This window comes from Gemmatimonadota bacterium, from assembly GCA_026706345.1.
Classification (GTDB): Bacteria; JAAXHH01; JAAXHH01; order JAAXHH01; family JAAXHH01; genus JAAXHH01.
In genome coordinates this window covers 1-3,242 of record JAPOYX010000112.1, presented here as the reverse complement: position 1 = coordinate 3,242, position 3,242 = coordinate 1, and the positions used below count along the sequence as shown (strand labels likewise).

General features: G+C 60.8%; 3 protein-coding genes. All 3 read left to right on the top strand.

Translation table 11 applies throughout. The annotated features are described in order from the left end of the window. Positions 1-728: aldo/keto reductase (locus OXG98_07875; protein ID MCY3771921.1), on the top strand; the 728-nt coding region annotated here is incomplete at its 5' end. Positions 729-738: 10 nt separating this feature from the next. Continuing rightward, positions 739-2,265: an MBL fold metallo-hydrolase gene (locus OXG98_07870; GenBank protein ID MCY3771920.1), complete on the top strand. Its 1,527-nt coding sequence runs from the start codon at positions 739-741 to the stop codon at positions 2,263-2,265. Positions 2,266-2,303: 38 nt separating this feature from the next. Continuing rightward, positions 2,304-3,242, top strand: a 939-nt coding sequence (locus OXG98_07865) for a hypothetical protein (GenBank protein MCY3771919.1), incomplete at its 3' end; no start/stop codon positions are given.

The following is a 3,242-nucleotide window of genomic DNA, read 5'->3' as shown; positions in this document are numbered from 1 at the left end:
CGATCGCCGTGCTCGAGACCATGATCGACTTGGGCGGCAGGCTTCTCGATACCCCGTCGTTCTTTCGGCCGAACGTACCGTATCTCGGAGAACTCATTGAAGAAATGGGGATACGGGACCAGATGTTCCTGACCGGCAAAATCACGGTCAACGGCAAGGAGGCGGGCATCCAGCATCTCGAGCGACTCGTTGCGAACCTGAACAAGGAGCCCATGGACCTGCTCATGATCCACAACATGCGGACCATCGACGAGCATTGGCCGACGCTCAAGGAGTGGAAAGAGGCCGGGCGGACCCGCTATATCGGCGTCAGCCGGACGAGACAACGAGACTACGTTGAATTCGATCAGTTCATCAGGACCGAACGCCCGGACTTCATCATGACCGGCTATTCGATCCACAACCCGATGGCCGCCGAGACCACGTTACCGCTCGCTGCGGACCTCGGTATAGCCGTGCTGATTGTCGAGGCGTTCAGGACGAACGACGACGGCGCACTCTTCAGCCTGGTGGCCGACAAGCCGTTGCCGGAGTGGGCAGCCGAATTCGATATCGAGACCTGGGCACAGTTCTCGCTGAAATACATCCTGTCGCACCCGGCCGTAACCGGCGTCGTGACGGAGACCCGCCAGGTCCGCCACGTCATCGACAATATGCGCGCCGGCTACGGCCGACTCCCCGACGCGGCCACCCGCCAGCGAATGAGCGAGTATCTGCTGTCCCTGTAGATTCGGCCGGATGTCTGTTGGAAAGAAGCCTCGATCGGCGGCCGCGTTCCTGTGCGTCTACAGCGTTGGAACGGTTGCGACGGCACAGATCGATTACGACAGTATCCGCAATGAGGTCGGCACCATCAGGATCGAGGCGCGTGTGCAGCGATTCGAACCGATACAGAGCGTGGTGGCCGGCGCTTTCCCCATTCATACGTCAAATTACGACGTGGTGGCGGTCTGGGATCCGGCCGGCGGTCGTGCTCATGAGTCGTGGGACATGGAGTTGATCTATCCGCTGCCCGGCGCGATGCAAATTTCCTTTACCAGCAACGAGACGGTGGGAATCAGGCGGCAGAGCGGCGGCCTTGCAGGCCAATCCGACGGACCCATGGAAAGCTCGCGGATCGGCGCAAACTTCAAGGATCTCTGGCTGTCGAATCCAATCCTCCTGCTGGCTCATGCGGAGCAAGGAGCGGTCAGCAACGGCGACCGCGACGATAACGGCGACCGCGGCGATCAACCGCTCGAATCGCACCAACTTGCGTTGGAAGGCACCGAATGGCTCGTGGAATTCGACGGCGCGAGTGGCCTCCCGGCATCGGTGAGGACCACGGAGAATGATCCGCACCGGGGACGCATCGAGAACCGTATCGATTTCAGCGACTGGCGCGACGTCGACGGCATCCCCTTCCCGTTTCGCCTGGAACAATTCACCGGAGATCGTCTGGTGCGCCGTGAGATAAGGACAACAGTAGACTTCAATGCCGAAGAGGCCGACTCCCTCCTGGCTTTCGATGCGAGCGACTTGCCCCCAGGCGACCCCGCCATGCGGCGCTGGGGCTGGGACATGTCCCATATCGTCCTTAAGCGAGCCGGCGGCGGAAATATCGGCAACTACCCGCAGATCGACAATGTCACCATCGAGGAGATTGCGCCCGGCATTTTCCTGGTGCCGGGTACCCACAACAATCTCATCATCGAGGGACCGGAGGGGCTAGCCCTGGTGGACGCAAGCTGGTATCCCGAACGATCGCACACGTTGCTTGCCCGAATGGCCGAGCATTGGCCGGAAAAGCCGATCAGTTACCTGATACTTACGCATCACCACATCGACCACACGGGGGGCATGCGGCCGGTGGTCGAAGCCGGCGCCAGCGTCGTCACGAGCGAGAAGAATGCCGGCTACTTCCGCGAAGTGTTTGAATCGACGATGGCACAGAATGTGAACCTGATCGAGGTGGGCCAGTTCCTGTCCCTCGATGGGATCGGCCGGGAAATCCATGCATACGACGTCTATACCGAACATGCCGATGGCATGATCGCGGCCTACGTACCCGACGAGAAACTCCTGTTCAACGCAGACCTGTTCTCGCCCAACCGACCGCTGCAGTTCAGCCTGTGGTTCGACGACCTGATGCATGCCATCGCGTGGCACGGGATCGATGTCGAGCAACACGTGGGCGGTCACGGGTCGGGTATCGCCGCTCATCCCGTGGATGTCTCCGGACATACGATGCCCGTCATCCGGCGGCTGGAAACCGGAGCAAACTGACTCAAGGCGGCGGCATTGCTCGCGTCGGTTGCAAGCGTATGAAAGAAGACCTTCCACTGGGACAGTTTGCGCAGGCCGTTGAGGGCGATGAAACCGCTTTGTCGGCCGCGTTGCAGGCACTGCTCCCGGAACCCGAGTTGCAAGCGCTCAGGCAGATTCTCAAGCGCGGCAGAGAATTGACGGAGTCAGCCAGTCGCCTGGAATGGCTCCTGAGCCCGATATCGGAGATTCCCCGAAAGGGATTTGGCTGGACAGGCAAAGCATCGCGGGCCGCGGTACTTGCCGATACATGGACATCGACAGTCACCCCCAAGGCCAGCGTCAAGGCAAGCGCCAGGATCCTGCCCGGGCCCAGCTACGAGATTCAGGGCGCACCGGGTATTGCCCTCGGCTTCAGGGCGCCGCTTTCCTTCAGCCAGGTCTCCGTGTCGGAACAGCGCTCAGCCCGGAAGCGCCTGCTTGTGAAGTTCTCGCACCTCGACGACACCCGTGTGGTACAGGCGTTGAACGATGATCTCCCTGTCATCGCCCGTCTCAGCGACCCCGAGTCTCTGCTGGACTGCGAAAACTTCAAGTCGCTCAAGCTGACCACGTCCGGAAAAGCACGCTTTGGCGCCACGCTGAAGACGGGTCGATCGTGGATACAGTCCTACGACACGACGGGCGCCGCCCTGGCAACCAGACTCAAAGCGAGTGCTGGCTACACGGTGAGGTGGGAAAGGAACGGCGACTACCGGTTCACCCTGAGCCGGGTCCGGGGCGGCCAGTTGCGAGTCTGGCTGACCGAATCCAGGAAGAATCGTACGTCGCGGTCACTGTCTCTGGGTACCGAAGTAAAGATCAGGGGACTGCGGCAATCGCTCGCGCCCGTGATGGAGGAAATCGCCCAGTTGCCTGATCAGCTTGAAGCAATCGTCAAGACATACTCGAAGCCGAGCGTGCTCGTCCGGGACAAGCTCAGGAATAGCCTGAAATCG